Genomic DNA, 17,049 nt, shown 5'->3' with positions numbered 1-17,049 from the left:
CTCATTTTCTCATCATATCGGATGCGACGCACCTTGTCCACAGCCGTGCATGCACCTGAACGAGCGCACGTTAGCTAAGAACACCTGTCCTTCCCACAATCATTGGAGTACAATGGAATCGAGTTTGATTGGGAAAGGAGGGGGATCTGTAGGTGCACAAGTTGCTGATCGTAGGTGCTGGGCGTGGTGGAACAGCACTCATTAAGATGCTGAACCAGATGGATCGGTTAAAAATTGTAGCCGTTGTCGATCAACGGCCAGATGCCCCCGGACTCACGCTGGCCCGTTCCTTAGGTATCAAGGTGGATACCGATTACAGACCCTATTTGGATGAGGATCTGGATGTCATTTTGGAAGCGACAGGAGATCTCGGAGAATATAAGCACCTCAAGCATTTGAAGCAAGAGAAAACCGTTCTGATTCCCGGGACCTTTACGCGTATCGTGATGAGGCTGATTCGGGAACGCGACAAGCTGATAGCTGTCATGATGCAAAATCAGCGTGAACGCGAAACGATGCTGGACTCGACCCATGACGCGATTATTGGGGTGAACAGACAAGGGGTCATTACGCTGTTCAACCAGGCGGCAGAGCGTTTGATGGGGATCGACGCGAGCGAAGTGCTGGATACAAAGGTATCAGAGAGGATACCCAACACTCGGTTACATATTGTATTAGAGACAGGCTCTCCTGAGTTGAATCAGGAACAGATTTTGCCCAATCAGACCCGCATTATCACCAATCGCGTGCCCGTTCGCAACGATCGCGATGAGGTGGTTGGGGCAGTCGCGATTTTTCGTGATATTACAGAAGTGATGGCTTTGGCTGAGGAAGTCACAGACCTTAAAGAACTGCAAAGCATGATGCAAGCCATTATTCACTCCTCCGACGAAGCAATCTCTGTGGTAGACAAGGACGGGAATGGGCTATTGATCAATCCAGCCTATACACGGATAACGGGTTTGACTCCTGAAGACATCATCGGCAAGCCTGCAACCGTAGACATTTCAGAAGGCGACAGCATGCATATGCAAGTTTTGAAAACAAAGAAGCCAGTTAGAGGCGTTCCGATGAAGCTCGGCCCGAAACGCAAAGACGTGGTGGTGAATGTGGCCCCGGTCATGGTTGATGGGGAGCTAAAAGGTAGCGTCGGTGTCATTCATGACGTCTCCGAGTTCAAACGCTTGAGCGAGGAATTGGAAAAAGCACGTCGCATCATTCGCACATTGGAGGCGAAATATAGCTTTGCAGACATCATCGGGTACAGTGAACCGATGCGCAAAGCGATCGAACAGGCGAAAAAAGCAGCGTTGACTCCTGCAACCGTTTTGCTCAGAGGGGAGTCGGGGACGGGGAAAGAACTGTTCGCCCACGCCATCCACAATGCCAGCGAACGCAAGTACAAGCAGTTTATCCGTGTCAATTGTGCAGCCATCTCCGAGAGCTTATTGGAGAGTGAGCTGTTCGGTTACGAAGAAGGGGCCTTTACAGGTGCTCGTCGCGGTGGAAAGCGTGGATTGTTTGAAGAGGCGAGCGGTGGAACGATCTTTCTCGATGAGATTGGCGAGCTGTCGATGAGTATGCAGGTCATGCTGCTGCGTGTCTTGCAGGAGAGGGAAGTCGTCAGGGTCGGCGGTACCAAGCCGGTCGAAATTGATGTCAGGGTCATTGCAGCTACCCACGTGAATCTCGAATCGGCGATTGGGGCAGGACGTTTTCGTGAAGACTTGTATTATCGACTTCAAGTCTTCCCCATACACATCCCTTCGCTCAGGCAGAGACTAGAAGATATCCAGCCAATAGCGATGCACCTTTTACGCAAGGCGAATGTAGAATACGGGCGCAACGTCGAAGAGATCGATCCAGACACCTTGCAGATGCTTTTTACGTATCACTGGCCCGGTAACGTTCGTGAACTGGAAAATGTGATTGGCAGAGCCATGATCCATATGAAAATCAACGAGCGAACCATTATGCCAGAACACCTGCCGCCATTGGAACGAAGGATCATGAGCTCGGGAAAAGAGCCTTCGGACAAAGAGCATTCACCAGGAAAAACATTGAAGCAGGCTGTGGAAGAAGCAGAACGAGAGCACATCCTGCGTGAATTGGCTGCTGCCCGTGGCAATAGAACTCTCGCGGCGAAGCGCTTAGGTATTGCCGTTCGCAGCTTGTACTACAAGATGGAAAAGTTGGGTATTATGGATGAGCAGGAATGAATAGATGGTCTGCAAAATTTTGCATGCAATATTCTGCGCAATCGTGCAAAAAATTGCGTATTGAGTCGATTGCATAAACTTCCATATGCACGCCGATAAAGCGCTTTCATCGCGGAAGGTGGTTTGGCACGACTTTTGCATATGTTTCATGACGGGGAATTCTCCTCGTGGTTCCTGATAGAATAGGCAGCTGCGAGAATATGGAGAATGAATGACACTAGGGAGGTTTCTTCAATGAACATCTTTGATTACATGCAAAAGTACGACTACGAACAGTTGGTATTTTGCCAGGACGAAAATTCGGGATTGAAAGCAATTATTTGCATTCATGATACGACACTTGGACCAGCACTTGGCGGTACGCGTATGTGGCCGTATAAGACCGAAGAAGAGGCAATTATCGACGTACTGCGTCTGGGACGCGGCATGACGTACAAAAACGCGGCAGCAGGGCTAAATATTGGCGGCGGTAAGGCTGTAATCATCGGAGACCCGCGTGAACATAAGAGTGAAGAGCTGTTCCGTGCATTCGGCCGTTACATCCAAGGGTTGAACGGACGATACATCACGGCAGAAGACGTAGGAACAACTGTTGCTGACATGGACATGATCCACTTGGAAACAGACTACGTAACCGGCGTTTCGCCAGCATTTGGTTCCAGTGGAAATCCTTCTCCTGTAACCGCTTATGGCGTATACCGCGGGATGAAAGCGGCTGCTAAGCTCGCCTATGGCTCAGACAATCTCTCGGGTCGTGTAGTAGCTGTACAAGGTGTAGGCAACGTCGCTTACAATTTGTGCCGCCACTTGCATGAAGAAGGCGCTCATCTGATCGTTACTGACATCAACGAAGAAAACGTGAATCGTGCAGTGAACGATTTCGGAGCCAAAGCAGTAGGTGTGAATGACATCTTTGGAGTAGAATGCGACATTTTCTCTCCATGCGCATTGGGTGCGATCATCAATGATGACACGATCCCACTGTTCAAAGCAAAAGTAATCGCTGGGGCAGCAAACAACCAGTTGAAAGAAGAAAGACATGGAGAGCAAATTCACGAAATGGGTCTCATTTATGCGCCTGACTATGTAATCAATGCAGGCGGAGTTATCAACGTAGCAGACGAATTGCAAGGTTACAATCGCGAGCGTGCGTTGAAAAAAGTAGAAACAATCTACGATACAATCCTCAAGATATATGAAATTGCAGAGCGTGATGGCATGGCTTCGTACAAAGCGGCTGACCGCATGGCGGAAGAACGTATTGCGAGTGTGGGCAAGTCGCGTAATACTTTCCTGCAAAACGGCAAGACTGTGTATCATCGCTAATTGTTGCTTGAACGAATTTCCCCTGACTGCTTATTAACCCTTGGCAAGCGGTCAGGGGCTACATAAGCAGTGTTCTTAGAATATTCATATTCTCGTAAATACACGGGTGAGCCCACTCGGTAACCAAAGCAGAATCTGCGGTCGCTCCTCGGTGAGTAGGCCTCAATCCACGGCTCCGCCAAAAGGAATGGCGTAGCCAGGTTTTCTAAAGAAAGGAGCGATCAATTGTGTCCCAAGAATTTGATTTGGTCGTTCTCGGTGGTGGCACTGGAGGCTATGTAGCGGCTATCCGTGCTTCTCAATTGGGAATGAGCGTGGCGATTGTGGAAAAAGAAAAGCTTGGAGGAACGTGTCTACACCGCGGCTGTATTCCTTCCAAAGCCCTTTTGCGAAGCGCCGAAGTTTTCTCCACTTTGAAAGAAGCCGACAAGTACGGTGTTTTAGCCGATAATGTGGGCTACAATTTTACCAAGATACAAGAGCGCAAACAGGGCATCATCGACCAGCTTCATAAAGGCATCCAGTACTTGATGAAAAAAGGGAGCATTACCGTTTTTGAAGGATTCGGTCGTGTCATGGGCCCATCCATTTTCTCCCCCCAAGCTGGAGCAGTTCGCATTGAAAAGGAGAATGGCGATCAAGAAATGATCGTACCTCGCTTTCTTTTGCTAGCGACGGGATCGAGACCACGTACGCTGCCAGGACTTACGATTGACGGCTCTTACGTAGTAACCAGCGACGAAGCCCTGCAATGGGAACAATTGCCGGAATCGGTTGTCATCGTTGGCGGCGGAGTGATAGGGATTGAATGGGCGTCCATGCTGGGTGATTTTGGTGTGGAAGTAACGGTTGTAGAGTACGCAGATCGCATCTTGCCTCTAGAAGATGAAGAGGTAAGCAAAGAGCTGACGCGCCTTCTGAAAAAGCGCAAGGTGAATATCGTTACAGGTGCAAAAGTAATGCCCGAATCTCTGGAAAAAGGCGAGGGGCGTGTCGTCATTCAGGCTGAAACCAAAAGTGGCGTTCAAACCTTTGAGGCGCAAAAAGTACTCGTATCCGTAGGGCGCAGGGCCAATGTGGAAAACATTGGACTGGAAGCGACTGAGATTCAGGTAGAGCGCGGAGTCGTAGTCGTAAACGAATTCTTTCAAACGGCTGAATCGCATATTTATGCCATTGGCGACGTTATTGGCGGACTGCAGCTCGCGCACGTGGCTTCCCATGAAGGAATTTTGGCTGTGGAGCACATGGCTGGCCTAAGTCCACATCCGATGGATTACACCAAAGTCCCGAAATGTACGTACAGTCGCCCAGAAGTAGCTAATGTCGGCTTGACGGAAAAAGAGGCGCGGGAGCAAGGCTTCGATGTGAAAATCGGCAAATTCAGCTTCAAACCATTGGGCAAAGCACTAATCCACGGTGAGAACGACGGTTTTGTGAAGCTGGTCGTAGATGCTAAAACAAATGATTTACTCGGTGTGCATATGATCGGTACGCACGTTACCGACATGATTTCTGAAGCGGGCTTGGCACGCGTGCTTGATGCTACGCCATGGGAGATCGGTCAGACGATCCATCCGCATCCATCCCTTTCAGAGGCAATGATGGAAGCCGCCCAAGCGGTAGATGGAAAAGCCATTCACAATTAGCAAGGAGGTATATGGTGATGACAACCAAACGGCATGAACAGGTAGGTTTGACTGACGCGCAAGTCCTGGACATGTATTATTACATGCTGCTCGCGCGCAAGATTGACGAGCGCCAGTGGCTGTTAAACCGGGCGGGCAAGGTTCCGTTCGTCATTTCCTGCCAGGGTCAGGAAGCTGCACAGGTAGGAGCGGCTTTTGCTATGGAAACAGGAAAGGATTATTTGTGTCCGTATTACCGTGACCTCGGACTAGTCCTTGCATTTGGGCAGACTGCTCGCGACTGCATGCTGTCCGCTTTTGCCAAGGCCGAAGATCCGAATAGCGGCGGTCGTCAGATGCCAGGCCATTTCGGCGGCAAAAAATACAATATCCTGACGGGTTCTAGCCCTGTAACGACTCAGGTGCCGCATGCAGTGGGCATGGCTCTCGCAGGCAGAATGCAACAAAAGGATTTTGTAGTTTATGCATCTTTTGGAGAAGGCTCAAGCAACCAAGGGGATTTCCACGAGGGCGCCAACTTTGCAGGTGTGCATAAGCTCCCGGTAATCTTCTTCTGTGAAAACAATAAATATGCCATTTCGGTCCCGCTAAAAAAACAATTGGCCTGCGAAAGCGTCGCTGACCGTGCAATCGGGTATGGCTTCCCCGGCGTTAGCGTTGACGGCAATGATCCGATTGAAGTGTACCGTGTCACGAAGGAAGCGGTAGAGCGTGCACGCAGTGGTGCCGGCCCTACCCTGATTGAAGCGGTAATGTACCGTCTGGTTCCACACTCCAGTGACGATGACGATCGTGTGTATCGTTCGCGTGAAGAAGTGGAAGAAGCGAAGAAAAAAGATCCGCTGATCGTATTCGCTGCCTACTTGAGAGAGATTGGCCTCTTGGACGAGAATACCGAAGCAGATATGCTTGCTCGCGTACAACTCGAAGTGGATGAAGCGACCGAGTATGCGGAAAACGCGCCATATCCAACACCAGAATCGACTCTGACATACGTATACGGGGAATAAGGGGGTATCCTGATGGCAGTCATCTCGTTTATTGATGCAATTACGATGGCGATGCGCGAGGAAATGCGTCGCGATCCGGGTGTGTTTGTCCTCGGTGAAGACGTCGGTGTACGCGGCGGAGTTTTCCGCGCCACTGTAGGACTGATTGAAGAGTTTGGGGAAGAGCGTGTCATTGATACGCCGTTGGCTGAATCCGCCATCGTTGGCGTGGGGATCGGGGCCGCTGCTTATGGCATGCGTCCGATTGCCGAGATCCAATTTGCCGATTTTATTATGCCGGCAGTCAACCAGATCGTCAGCGAGGCAGCAAAAATGCGCTACCGCTCCAATAATGATTGGAATTGTCCGATCACCATCCGCGCTCCTTTCGGGGGAGGAGTGCATGGTGCACTCTACCACTCTCAGTCCGTGGAAGCGATGTTTACCAACATTCCAGGCTTGAAAGTGGTGGCTCCGTCCACCCCGTATGATGCGAAGGGCCTCTTGAAGGCGGCGATCCGCGATGAAGATCCGGTACTCTTTTTCGAGCATAAACGCTGCTATCGCTTGATCAAAGGCGAAGTGCCTGATCATGATTACGTGTTGCCGATTGGCAAAGCTGACGTGAAGCGTGAAGGTACCGACATTACCGTTATCTCGTACGGCTTGGCTCTACACTTCTGTCTGCAAGCAGCCGAGAAGCTCGCAGGGGAAGGCATCAGTGCCCATGTGCTTGACTTGCGGACTCTGTATCCTCTTGATAAAGAGGCGATTGCCGAAGCGGCATCCAAAACGGGTAAAGTACTGATTGTTCACGAAGACAATAAAGAAGGCGGCGTTGGTGGTGAAGTAGCTGCGATCGTTGCAGAGCATTGCCTGTTTGATCTGGATGCTCCGATCAAGCGTCTATGCGGACCAGACGTACCTGCCATGCCTTACAGCCCACCCATGGAAAAATTCTTTATGCTTAACCCGGATAAAGTTTTGGAAGCAATGCGAGAGTTGGCGAACTTTTAAGGCGAGGAGGACCAAGGATCATGGCAACGAAAGTGCTAATGCCCCAGCTTGGAGAGAGCGTGACCGAGGGCACTATCAGCAAGTGGCTGGTCAATGTGGGAGACACAGTAAAAAAATACGACTCGTTGGCTGAGGTAACCACGGACAAGGTGAATGCCGAAGTACCTTCGACCGTATCCGGACGTATCACCGAGATCGTGGTACAGGAAGGCGAGACAGTAGCGATCGGAACGTTGATACTATATATAGAAGAAAGTGGAGAGGCTGGCGCACCTCAAGTGAAGACTGAGGAAGCACAGGTGCCGTCGCAGCCCGTAGCCCCTGCACCAGAAGCACAGGCGAACGTAGCAGTGGCAGCAACTGAACATCCCGTTCGTAGCCAGGCTGCCCATCCAGACGGACCAAAACAGCGCTATTCCCCTGCAGTTATGGCTCTTTCACAAGAGCACGGCATTGACCTGTCCCGCGTAGTTGGAACAGGCGCCCAAGGCCGCATAACACGTAAAGACGTGCAAGCGATTATTGACGCGGGCGGACAACAACCAGTTGCCCCTGTCCATCAAGAAACACCTGTACCGACTACTGTGACGCAAGCGGATATGCCACAAATAACGAGCGCACCAACAACTTCTCCTGCTTCCACCCCGTCAGCAGCGGTTCATGCAGATATTCCAGTGGCGAGCGGAGATCAGATTATACCAGTCACCTCAATCCGCCGAACCATTGCCAATCGGATGGTTCAAAGCAAACACGAAGCACCGCATGCATGGACGATGGTAGAAGTCGACGTTACCAATCTGGTCGCCTTCCGGAATCAGGCAAAAGACGAGTTCAAACGCAAAGAAGGGCTCAACCTGACTTTCCTGCCATTTTTCATCAAGGCAGTTGTGGAGTCCTTGAAAGAATATCCGATGATCAATGCGACGTGGGCTGGAGACAAAATCATCGTCAAAAAGGACATCAATATTTCTATTGCAGTAGCGACAGAAGATGCCCTTTACGTTCCTGTGATCAAGCATGCTGACCAAAAATCCGTACTGGGCATCGCCAAGTCTGTTGATGATCTGGCAGCACGTACACGGGCGGGCAAGCTTACGATGGATGATATGACAGGCGGGACCTTCACTGTGAACAATACCGGTTCGTTTGGTTCCGTATTATCACAGCCGATCATCAATTCGCCACAAGCGGCTATTATGAGTGTCGAGTCGATTGTGAAGCGCCCAGTTGTCATCAACGATATGATTGCTGTTCGCTCCATGGTCAATCTCTGCATGTCACTGGATCACCGTGTGCTGGATGGATTGATCTGCGGAAGATTCCTACAAAGCGTCAAGCAAAAGCTGGAGAGCGTCGGACCAGATACCAAGCTGTATTAATCAAGGTAAGATGTACAAGAGAAACCAGGTCATACAAAGGCCTGGTTTTTTGCGTCTGTTTATAAAAAATTTTTCCAAACCTTGATGATTGCATGTAACTTTTTGCTCGGTCACGTCGTCTTACCAGTAGTAGCCAGGGAGTCTATCATTTTCCGTAGAAGAGATTCCCACTAGATATCATTTATGGTAGACTGGTAGCGACCTGCTAGAGAATTATTTACCAGATTATCGGTAAAAATAGGAGGAAGAACATGGAGAAGAGTAAAAAAGCACTGCCACTGGTGCTCGCAACTGCGCTAGCGGCTACACCTTTTGTTGCAGTACCACATCAGGCACAAGCTGCATCGAGTGTGACTGTTGAGGCTGATGATGACGGTGAAGGCAATGATAGTGAGTACACGATTGAGTTTACGACTGATGAAGATCTGAAAAGCGGGAATACAATTTATATTAAATTTGATTCCAAATTTACGGTAAGTAAAGACATTGACGAAAGTGACATATACACCAAGGACTTTGATATCAAATCAGTAAAAGTAAATGGAAAGGTTATTGAAATCAAGATCGATGAAAGTATTGGTGCAGATGAAGAAATCAAGATCGTAATCGAAGATGGAATTACCAATCCGGACAATAAAGGCTCCTATGATGTTTTCGTTAAAACAACGGGGGATAGTTCCTATGAATCCGACAGCGTCTCAATCAAAAAAAGCAGCTCAAGCAGCGGAAGCAGCAGCAGTAAAGGGGATTACTCCGTTACACTCGGAAGCAAGGCTGCAGGTGAAAATGTCAGCATCAAGCTTGGCGAGATTACCCTGAAGAAAAATGTTGAACTCGAAACAAACGAAACGATTACGGTTATCTTCCCAGATGATGACATGCTGCCTTCTAAAATTGATTCTGACGATGTAAAGGTAAATGGTAAAACAGCTAAGTCTGTTTCCGTAAAGGGCGATGAAGTCACTATCAAGGTACCAAGCGGAGCAGATGGCGATGATTACATCAGCCTCGAGTTCACCAAATCCGCTGGCATCGAAAACCCTAGCGCGGGTGACAGCTACACAATTAAAGTAAAATATGACGGATCTACATACGAATCCAAAAAATTTGAAGTTACCAAATCAGGCTCTAGCAGCACGAGCACATCTGCAAACAGCTTTACCGTAAATCTGTCTGATCCTGCGGCAGGGGCTCGCTCCAGCTATACATTTGATGCGGATTTCGGTAGTAAACAACTGAAAGCGGATGAGGACCTCGTCCTTGAATTCCCTTCTGCTGACATGATTCCAGGCATTTTGACCTACAGCGACTTTACGATTAATGGTAAAACGGCAAAGAAAGTCAGCGCTTCCGGAAACAAGGTATATGTCACTGCACCGAGTGGATTTTCTTCCAGCAGTGAAGTAAAGGTCGTTGCAGCGTACACAGCGTGGATCACAAATCCAAAGTCTGCTGGAACCTATACGCTGAAGGCTAGTATTTCAGGAAAAAGCTTGGAATCCAAGTCGTTTACGATCGGGGGGTCTTCTGTAAATCCAACACCAACGAATCCGACGAATCCAACAACGCCTACACCTGTGCCGAGCGTAGTGAATAACAGCACGGCGACTATTGGTTTGACAACAAACGCATTGGGCAAACCGACGGGAGTCAACGTTGCAATCAAAGGATTGGGAATCGGACTGGTGAAACAGCGTGATTTCGTGGAGCTGGTTTTCCCTGCGGGCTTTAAAGTTCCTGCCTATATCGCACCAGCATCTGTTTCTGTAAATGGAGTAGGCGCTAACTACGTTGCGGTACGTGGACAAAATGTCCTGATCTACCCATCCCAAGATATCCCAGCGGCAACGGCAGCGAATATTTCGATTACTGCGGCGGCAAATATCGTGAATCCAACCGTGAAAAATACGTACAGCATTAGCGTGTTCACTTCGGAGGAAAAAGGACTTCAGTTTGCTCGGGCTGTAGGAGTGGGCATGCCTTCGCCTGCACAACCAGCACCGCAGCCAACTACGCCTACACCGACACCAGCGCCACATCCAGCGGTAACAGTTCCAGCGAATGCAGCGCTGTTCAAAGTAAACACAGCGAGCTTCACCCTGCACGGCAAAACCTATCCACTGCAGGTAGCTCCTTATATTGCCGGCGGAAACACTACTATGGTTCCTGCACAATTCTTTAAGGAAGCTTTGGCACTGACCACACAATGGAACAACCAAACCGTTGCGGTTATCAGTGGCAACAAGGTTCTGAAGTTTACAGTGGGATCGACGAAAGCCAGAGTTGGAAATCAAGAAGTGACTCTCCCAACTCCAGTTGTCCTGAACAACGGTATGCCGATGATCCCGGTTCGTTTCGTAACAGATAATCTCGGTTACAAAGTTGGTTGGGATGCCAAAACCTCAAGCGTTTTTGTATACCGCTAAGTAGAAAAGCAATAGCAAACCCCCTTACCGCACTCGCGGAAGGGGGTTATATTTGTTTCAAATTCTTTTATTGGAAATAGAAAAATGTGGGGACAATCAAGGACAGAACCAGAATACCAATCAAGATTTTGGCGACGAGGGATTGCTTCATCCTTTCATCAGCCTCCTTTCAGAGTGAGAATATGACAAAAGAGTGAAAAAGGTAAGTTATACATGAAGAGGCTGTGCTAGAATTGGGAAAGAGGACCATTCTATGCCTCGCGTATACGGACGAGAATATCGTCTACAAAAGGATTGTACCTAATTGTGTACAGAGTGGCAACAAGGTTGTCTACATCTGAAAAAACGCGTTAGAAATGAAACGTTAATCAAATAGAAGAGGATGATGGTTGTGAAAGCTCCGAGCAAGATCGCCCATATTGGTATCGCTGTGAAAAGTCTTGAGCAGGCAATTCCTTTTTACACAGAGCATTTGGGACTTTCCCTCATCGGAACCGAGGAAGTTCTGAGTGAACAGGTAAAGGTAGCTTTTTTGGTGATCGGAGAAAGCCGGATCGAGCTGTTAGAGCCGCTCTCGGATCAAAGTTCAATCGCCAAGTTTATTGAAAAGCGTGGAGAAGGTATCCACCATATCGCGTTGGATGTGGATGATGTCAAGGAACGTCTCACGCATCTGAAAGAACAGGGAGTTCCCCTGATTCATGAACAACCAAAAGAAGGGGCTCACAACGCTCAAATCGGATTCTTGCATCCAAAAGCGGCTGGTGGCGTCTTGTACGAACTGTGTCAATACCCGCAAGAGGATAGTGGACATGAAGATTAGGATTCGTGATCAGAGCTATCAGAAACAATGATTCTTTCGTTTCAATGGTAGAAAAAAATATTTTGCGGTATACTGGAACTTGTGAATATGTACCAAAATCGGGCTTTGATTTGGGAGGTAAAGCGAGTGAGCAAGATCAACGAAGAACGTTTGTTGAATGAGTTTCTGGAACTCGTCCAGATTGACAGCGAAACGAAAAACGAAGCAGAAATTAACAAAGTACTGAAACAAAAGCTGATTGAAATGGGCTTTACCGTTGAAGAAGACGATGCTGCGGCAAAGACTGGCCATGGAGCGAACAACCTGATTGCGACACTGGAAGGGACAGGCAACGGTCCTGCGATTTTGTTCAGTTGCCACATGGATACGGTCTTTCCTGGCAATGGCATCAAACCTCAAATCCGTGATGGATATGTATACTCCGATGGCACAACGATTTTGGGTGCGGACGACAAGGCAGGGATCACTGCTATTTTCGAAGGAATTCGCACCATGAAGGAACAAAACCTGATGCACCCGACCATCCAGGTTGTGTTGACCGTTGGGGAAGAGTCTGGTCTGGTTGGATCCCGTGCGATGGATTCCAGCTTGTTGAAAGCCGAAATGGGCTTTATCCTCGACTCCGAAGGACCCGTTGGCAAAATTACGGTCGCTGGGGCCGGACAATACCGCATCGTTACTAAAATTCATGGAAAAGCTGCTCATGCTGGCGTTAATCCAGAAGATGGAATCAGTGCTATTTCCGTAGCCAGCAAAGCGATCTCCCGCATGCCATTGGGGCGCATTGACGCTGATACGACTGCAAACATCGGTCGTTTCGAAGGTGGCAAAGCGTACAATATCGTAACAGATTATGTAGAAATCTGGTCTGAGGCGCGCAGCTTGGTTATGGACAAGCTGGAGGCGCAAGTAAAGAAAATGACATCTGCATTTGAGGAAGCTGCTGCTGAATTCGGTGCGACTTGCGAGAATGATGTTATTTTCATGTACCATGGCTACAAGTACAACGAAGAAACGCCGGTTGTGAAAAAGGCGATTGCGGCAGTGAAGCGCATCGAACGTAACCCAGATCTAGTGGCGAGCGGCGGAGGTAGCGACGGTAACGTCTTTAATGGCTACAACATCCCGAGCGTGAACTTTGCGATTGGTTACGAAGATATCCATACGAAAGCCGAGCGCATGCCAATTGCTGAGCTGAACAAATCAGCAGAATTGGTGCTTGCGATCATTGCTGAGGTACAGGAATAAGAATAGTGGTCGGGACTGATAAATGTCCCGGCTTTTTTATTTTGCCCTCGCGAAGTCATGCCACGGGGAGTAGCCTTTGCGACAGTTTTTTCACATGGGTGATTGGGGCAAGCTATCCATGTCATAAACTGAGAGGAAGAGCCAGACTGGACCGGGAAAGGGGGAAGGGGCATGCTTCGACTTGCAACGGGGACAGTCATCCAGGTTGTGGAAAATCGGCCGGGGTTGCAAAGGATAGAGGTCCGGATTGAGGGAAGGGAGCAAAACGAACAAGCCCTTTCCTTTAGCAATGAAATTTATGCAGTTGGAGAAAGTCTCTTGTTAAATACAACTGCGGTCAAACTGCAATTGGGGACAGGAGGCTATCATCTTATTGTCGGAAAAGCAGGTGTACGCGAGGAGCAGGATGTAGTCCCGAACGAATGGGGACACGTCATGAAAATGCGTTATGCGCCCTGGCAGCTCGCTGTAGATACGGTCGAAGAACAATCCAGCCCCTACCATGAAATATTCGTTCGTGACGATTTATCATTGGAAGGGACACCAGTAATCATTAGCGAGCTGCATAGTATGTTGCCGATTACGATTGCAGCGCTAAAAGAGCGCCATCCAGATGATAAGATTGTCTACATCATGCCGGATGGAGCTTCTCTGCCGATCGCAATGAGCGGACATGTTCATCATTTGCGGCAAACCAATCTGCTGGATGCGACAATTACAGCAGGTCATTCGTGGGGTGGTGATCATGAGGCTGTTACCATTCATAGTGCGCTGCTTGCGGCTCGTCACATCGAAAAGGCGGCCGTGATTATTTGTATGTTAGGCCCTGGAGTAGCAGGGACGGGAACATCATACGGATTTTCTGGAGTCCAGCTGGCAGAGGTTATTCATGCGGTGTCAGTACTTGGAGGCATTCCTTTTTTTATTCCGCGTATTAGTTTTTCAGACAAGCGGAGTCGTCATTATGGTGTGAGTCATCATACGAGAACTATTCTGGGACGATATACACTTCGTCCCGTGTTATTGCCGATGCCAAGGCTGGGAGATCAGCGAGACGAGCTGTTACAACAGCAAATCTTCCGTCTGCATAATGAGAATAAACACACGATCATCTGGGGCGATGTAACCAGTCAGCAGCGTTTGGCAGCGCTGGAGGAGTCGTATGGCTTGTCCTTTTCAACGATGGGCAGGAGCTGGCGAAAGGATCCCGTTCCTTTTCAAACAGCAGTCCTTGCAGCAGATCAAATTAGCGAGTGCCGGTCGTTTTTTCTAGATGAGCCTAGCGACGACCCGTATTGGTTCTCCTCGCCAAATATTCTTGCAAGGATAGGTCTTTTTTTGACCAGGAACGAAGAGCTGCTCTGATTTCCCAAGCTTTCCCTACCATGCGCAACTGCTTTTCGTCAACATAGGTTTTCATCTGTGATCTCCTCCGATACAATAAGTGTGGACAAGCTTCATGCTCCCAACTTATGGGCAAACAGATGAGATTAGAACAACACTTGAAAAAAAGGATGATAAGCGTGAGCAAATATGAGCATTTATTCGAGAAAACAATTGCAAGCCAACCGATTTATGATGGGCGAATCATTAAAGTCAAGGTGGATGAAGTGCTACTGCCAAACGGTAATACGGCTAAGCGAGAGATCGTCAATCACCAGGGAGCAGTGGCTGTTTTGCCGCTAACCGACGAAGGGAAAATGGTAGTGGTCCGTCAATTTCGCAAACCATTGGAACGGACAATTGTGGAGATTCCCGCGGGCAAGCTGGAGCCGGGAGAAGAACCACTCACATGCGCGAAGCGAGAGTTGGAAGAAGAAACAGGCTATGTAGCAAAAACTTACACCCACCTAAGCTCGTTTTATACATCGCCCGGTTTTGCTGATGAACTTTTGCATGTCTATGTGGCAACTGGCTTGACAAGTGGTGAAAGTCACCTCGATGAGGATGAATTTGTTGAGGTTTTGGAACTGACGCTGGAAGAAGCACATGAACTGCATCAAGCCGGGGAAATCCGTGATGCCAAAACAGTTGTAGCCTTATTCGCATGGGAAAACCAGGTGTTACGTAACCGTGGCTAATCCAGTACTCCAATCGTATTTCTGCGATATGCACATTCATATTGGCGGCACACGGAGCGGCAAACCGGTAAAAATAACAGCGTCTCGTCAAATGACACTGACGAAAATTTTGGAGGAGGCCTCTGAAAAAAAGGGAATGGATGTGATCGGCATTATCGATGCCCATTCACCGGAGGTTCAGGAGGAGTTGCTTGATTTACTCAGGAGTGGTGCAGCAACTGAGCTTGAGGATGGGGGGATCGCCTACAAGGAGACGTTGCTTCTCTTAGGATGTGAGGTGGAGATCAAGGAGAAAGGGCGAGGAGAAGCCCACTTTTTGGTTTATATACCTAGACTGAAAGAAATGCAGGCATTTACGTACTGGCTGAGTACCCGCTGTAAAAACGTTCATCTAAGCTCGCAGCGTATTCGGGCAACCCTAAAAGAGCTGCAGGCTTGTGTAAGAGAGCTAGGAGGCCTACTTATTCCTGCTCATATTTTTACTCCGCACAAAGGGTTGTACGGAAGCTGTACAGATTCAATGGCAGACGTGCTCGACTCTACTTTTATCTATGCGGTTGAATTAGGGTTAAGTGCAAATACAGCAATGGCTGATTGTCTGTCGGAGTTACATGAGAAAACGTTCCTGACCAATTCGGACGCTCACTCACTAGGAAAAATAGGTCGCGAGTATCAGGCGATATTGATGGCCAAACGTTCCTTTGCTGAGTGGGAAAAAGCAATTCGCCGGGTGGACGGCAGAATGGTCCTCGTTAATTATGGCCTGCATCCTGAATTGGGCAAATACCATCAAACAGCATGTCAGGGTTGTCAATCGCTGCTTGTGGCAGATGCGACGGGGAGATGTCCTGAATGTGGACATAAACGGGTAGTACGGGGTGTGGCAGCGCGAATCGAAGAGCTGGCAGACACAAAGCCTGGTCAGCATCCAGCACATCGACCTCCTTATGTGGAGCAAATCCCCCTTGAGTTTATTCCTGGAGTAGGCCCCAGGCTGCTGGAAAAGCTATATCAGACCTTTGGAACGCAAATGGATGTTTTGCATCGGGTAAATGAGGAGGAGCTGGCACCGGTAACAGGTGAGAAAATTGCTTCTCTGATTGTGAAGGCACGCGCGGGGGAACTATCGGTTCAAAAGGGAGGAGCAGGTACGTACGGAAAGATCGTGAGCACGTAAGCACACGAAGCTGTCACAGTGTCATAGCCAAAGACTTGTCCGCATAAGCTGTAAAGTAATCAGCAAGCGGGAGGCGACGAATGTGCGTTCACGTGTCGGACAAACCATCCAAACCTATGCGAGAGAACACCAATCCCTCTATTGGTTCACGATTGTCCTGTTTACAATGGGCATTATTTTCGGGGCCGTACTCGTCAATTCCCTGCCACTGTCACAGAAGCAGGAGTTATATGGATTCCTGCAATATTTTTTTAACAGCTTGGGTCAGCAGGGGATTCCAGAAACCAGCAGCCATTTTCAGCAATCATTTGGCCATTACGCGAAAACGGTGGCGATCATGTGGGTGTTGGGTCTGTCCATAATCGGTCTGCCCATGATCCTTTTGATGCTATTTTTAAAAGGGGTCGTTGTCGGATTTACCGTGGGATTCCTAGTGAATCAGCTCCAATGGCAAGGCGTCACTTTTGCCATGCTGGGTGTACTGCCGCAAAATTTGTTAGTCGTACCTGCCTTGTTCATCGTGGGTGTAAGTGGAATTTCCTTTTCACTTCGACTAATCAAAACGAGATTAGTCAGCAAGCGAGATGACATTATGCCGCATTTTATCGGTTACACGGTGCTGGTAATCTGCATGATGGCCGTCTTGACAACGGCTGCCTTATTCGAGACTTTTGTGTCTCCGCGACTGATGCAGTTGGTACTCAATTAAGAATAA

At 48.7% G+C, this 17,049-nt stretch carries 13 protein-coding genes; all 13 read left to right on the top strand.

Annotated elements, in window-relative coordinates; translation table 11 throughout:
- The first annotated feature begins 152 nt into the window (after positions 1 to 152).
- Positions 153 to 2,219, top strand: coding sequence for a sigma 54-interacting transcriptional regulator (locus ACIFQN_RS31815; RefSeq protein WP_429837065.1), 2,067 nt, complete (start codon positions 153 to 155; stop codon positions 2,217 to 2,219).
- A 234-nt stretch (positions 2,220 to 2,453) separates the two neighbouring features.
- Complete coding sequence (locus tag ACIFQN_RS31810) at positions 2,454 to 3,545, top strand: Glu/Leu/Phe/Val dehydrogenase dimerization domain-containing protein (RefSeq protein WP_429837064.1); 1,092 nt, start codon at positions 2,454 to 2,456, stop codon at positions 3,543 to 3,545.
- Between the two features lie 227 nt (positions 3,546 to 3,772).
- The gene (lpdA, locus tag ACIFQN_RS31805; RefSeq protein ID WP_429837063.1) at positions 3,773 to 5,194 is read left to right on the top strand and encodes a dihydrolipoyl dehydrogenase; all 1,422 of its coding nucleotides are present in this window, start codon (positions 3,773 to 3,775) and stop codon (positions 5,192 to 5,194) included.
- A gap of 17 nt (positions 5,195 to 5,211) precedes the next feature.
- Positions 5,212 to 6,204 carry a thiamine pyrophosphate-dependent dehydrogenase E1 component subunit alpha gene (locus tag ACIFQN_RS31800; RefSeq protein ID WP_429837062.1) on the top strand — a complete coding sequence of 331 codons (993 nt, stop codon included), beginning with the start codon at positions 5,212 to 5,214 and terminating at the stop codon, positions 6,202 to 6,204.
- Between the two features lie 12 nt (positions 6,205 to 6,216).
- Positions 6,217 to 7,200: an alpha-ketoacid dehydrogenase subunit beta gene (locus ACIFQN_RS31795; RefSeq protein ID WP_429837061.1), complete on the top strand. Its 984-nt coding sequence runs from the start codon at positions 6,217 to 6,219 to the stop codon at positions 7,198 to 7,200.
- Positions 7,201 to 7,220: 20 nt separating this feature from the next.
- Entirely contained in the window at positions 7,221 to 8,579 is a 1,359-nt protein-coding gene (locus ACIFQN_RS31790) for a dihydrolipoamide acetyltransferase family protein (protein WP_429837060.1), read from the top strand.
- A 251-nt stretch (positions 8,580 to 8,830) separates the two neighbouring features.
- Positions 8,831 to 11,005: a copper amine oxidase N-terminal domain-containing protein gene (locus ACIFQN_RS31785; RefSeq protein WP_429837059.1), complete on the top strand. Its 2,175-nt coding sequence runs from the start codon at positions 8,831 to 8,833 to the stop codon at positions 11,003 to 11,005.
- A 391-nt stretch (positions 11,006 to 11,396) separates the two neighbouring features.
- The gene (mce, locus tag ACIFQN_RS31780) at positions 11,397 to 11,828 is read left to right on the top strand and encodes a methylmalonyl-CoA epimerase (protein WP_429837058.1); all 432 of its coding nucleotides are present in this window, start codon (positions 11,397 to 11,399) and stop codon (positions 11,826 to 11,828) included.
- A 126-nt stretch (positions 11,829 to 11,954) separates the two neighbouring features.
- On the top strand, positions 11,955 to 13,076 hold the full coding sequence (locus tag ACIFQN_RS31775) for a M20/M25/M40 family metallo-hydrolase (protein ID WP_429837057.1): 1,122 nt from the start codon (positions 11,955 to 11,957) through the stop codon (positions 13,074 to 13,076).
- Between the two features lie 171 nt (positions 13,077 to 13,247).
- On the top strand, positions 13,248 to 14,441 hold the full coding sequence (locus ACIFQN_RS31770) for a DUF3866 family protein (protein ID WP_429837056.1): 1,194 nt from the start codon (positions 13,248 to 13,250) through the stop codon (positions 14,439 to 14,441).
- A 158-nt stretch (positions 14,442 to 14,599) separates the two neighbouring features.
- Positions 14,600 to 15,157, top strand: coding sequence for an NUDIX domain-containing protein (locus ACIFQN_RS31765; protein ID WP_429837055.1), 558 nt, complete (start codon positions 14,600 to 14,602; stop codon positions 15,155 to 15,157).
- A gap of 28 nt (positions 15,158 to 15,185) precedes the next feature.
- Positions 15,186 to 16,334, top strand: coding sequence for an endonuclease Q family protein (locus ACIFQN_RS31760; RefSeq protein WP_429837098.1), 1,149 nt, complete (start codon positions 15,186 to 15,188; stop codon positions 16,332 to 16,334).
- Between the two features lie 82 nt (positions 16,335 to 16,416).
- Complete coding sequence (gene spoIIM, locus ACIFQN_RS31755) at positions 16,417 to 17,043, top strand: stage II sporulation protein M (protein WP_429837054.1); 627 nt, start codon at positions 16,417 to 16,419, stop codon at positions 17,041 to 17,043.
- Positions 17,044 to 17,049 lie beyond the last annotated feature (6 nt).

It is taken from the genome of Brevibacillus sp. NRS-1366 (assembly GCF_050467985.1).
This window is presented reverse-complemented; position numbering and strand designations above follow the sequence as displayed.

What these genes read in the sequence shown, in the direction of transcription:
- ACIFQN_RS31795 (WP_429837061.1), top strand. Translation starts at nt 6,217, where the DNA reads ATGGCAGTCATCTCGTTTATTGATGCAATTACGATGGCGATGCGCGAG.
- ACIFQN_RS31810 (WP_429837064.1), top strand. Translation starts at nt 2,454, where the DNA reads ATGAACATCTTTGATTACATGCAAAAGTACGACTACGAACAGTTGGTA.
- ACIFQN_RS31785 (WP_429837059.1), top strand. Translation starts at nt 8,831, where the DNA reads ATGGAGAAGAGTAAAAAAGCACTGCCACTGGTGCTCGCAACTGCGCTA.
- ACIFQN_RS31790 (WP_429837060.1), top strand. Translation starts at nt 7,221, where the DNA reads ATGGCAACGAAAGTGCTAATGCCCCAGCTTGGAGAGAGCGTGACCGAG.
- ACIFQN_RS31770 (WP_429837056.1), top strand. Translation starts at nt 13,248, where the DNA reads ATGCTTCGACTTGCAACGGGGACAGTCATCCAGGTTGTGGAAAATCGG.
- ACIFQN_RS31760 (WP_429837098.1), top strand. Translation starts at nt 15,186, where the DNA reads ATGCACATTCATATTGGCGGCACACGGAGCGGCAAACCGGTAAAAATA.
- ACIFQN_RS31800 (WP_429837062.1), top strand. Translation starts at nt 5,212, where the DNA reads ATGACAACCAAACGGCATGAACAGGTAGGTTTGACTGACGCGCAAGTC.